A 1,376-nucleotide genomic window follows, 5' to 3' on the forward strand; every position below is an offset into this window, starting at 1 on the left:
ATCAGAATAATAATCACGTTCTTCTAATGCTTTAAATCCCTGCTTTAAATAAAATAACACTGCATTAGGTGTTGCATCTAAAAAATAACTTGGATTGCCCTCTCTTCATTGCTTCATGTTTTTAGCTGTTTTTAAAATGAGTCCTGCAAATCCTTTCCCCCATATATTCAGGTAAAGTAAAAAATCGCTTCAGCAAAACCCGTTTTAACATCTAAAAAACCCGAGGCAATAGGAATATTATATTCTTGATAATCAATTACATAAAACGGATTGTCAATAATAGCCCGTCGATATCCTTCAGGCATTTCATCAGGCGTCCATGCGGCTAAAACTTCTGATGAATAAACATTCTCACAACCAAATCGCAGTGCTTGATTTCGTAAATACCACAACCTTTTGGCTTCCTGTGGTTCAGCGAGTCTAAGTTGAATCATACTCATTTTCATCTTATTCATTAGAATTAAGAGCCTCAAATTAGTGTAATTATTTTATTCTACTGATGTTTTTAAATTTTAACTTTTTTAGTGTTACTTTTTTTTAAGCGCGTGATATGTTTTTGAAGAAGGAATAATATAAGGAAATCTCATGCCTAATTCAGCACTATCTTCACCAATAAAAAAAAAACGCCCCTTTTGTTGCTGGTTCTCCACTTCCTTTTTATTATCAATTTATCTCTTGTGCAATTAGAGAAATCTATTTTTCTAAAAGTTTCACTTATTTACCATAATAGATCTCAAGCTGAAAATACACATCCTAAGTTAATTCTATGCAGCCATCGTAACAGTGCTTTTGATGGTTACATTGCATTAAAAGCCTTTCCTAACACTCAAGCTTTAGCTTCAATTCAATTGTTAAATAGCCCTTTGATGAGAAGTTTTTTTACGGGTATTCCCGTGGTCAGGAAAAAGGATAGACAGCGTTTAGGTATAAATGCAAATGTATTTTCAAGTCCTTCAGATGCTGCAATTGCACATATAAAGGCGGGTGGAGATCTCCTATTATTCCCAGAAGGCAGTAGTGAGTGGGGTTTCCAGCCATTGCCTTATCAACGAGGTGCCGCAAGAATAATCAGAACATTGCTCAGTGAGGGCGTCATTTTTGATATCGTTCCTATGGGATTGTTTTATATCGCTCCTGATAAATTCAGTTCAAAAGTGGAAGTTTATATTGGTGAAAATATTTCTATAAACTCACAAAAAGATAATTTATCAATCAGAGAATGGGAAAAAAAATATTCATACGGAAATTTCCACATCACTAAATAAAATTTCTGTTAATTGCCCCAATATTGATATTTTTTGAGAGAGCATCTGCTTATGCTTTTAATAAAAATAAAGAAGGTGAATCTTATGCCAAATCCTTTATTGATTATCAAA

General features: G+C 33.4%; 1 protein-coding gene and 1 pseudogene. One reads left to right on the top strand and one right to left on the bottom strand.

Annotated elements, in window-relative coordinates:
• Positions 1 to 440 (bottom strand): annotated as a pseudogene (locus BHE89_RS27515) (GNAT family N-acetyltransferase); the annotation flags it as partial.
• Between the two features lie 237 nt (positions 441 to 677).
• Here BHE89_RS27515 and BHE89_RS17275 point away from each other — a divergent pair.
• Positions 678 to 1,265 (top strand): 1-acyl-sn-glycerol-3-phosphate acyltransferase, encoded by a 588-nt coding sequence (locus BHE89_RS17275; protein WP_171742529.1) that lies wholly within the window; start codon positions 678 to 680, stop codon positions 1,263 to 1,265.
• Positions 1,266 to 1,376 lie beyond the last annotated feature (111 nt).

It is taken from the genome of Shigella sp. FC1967, assembly GCF_001743005.1.
Classification (GTDB): Bacteria; Pseudomonadota; Gammaproteobacteria; order Enterobacterales; family Enterobacteriaceae; genus Proteus.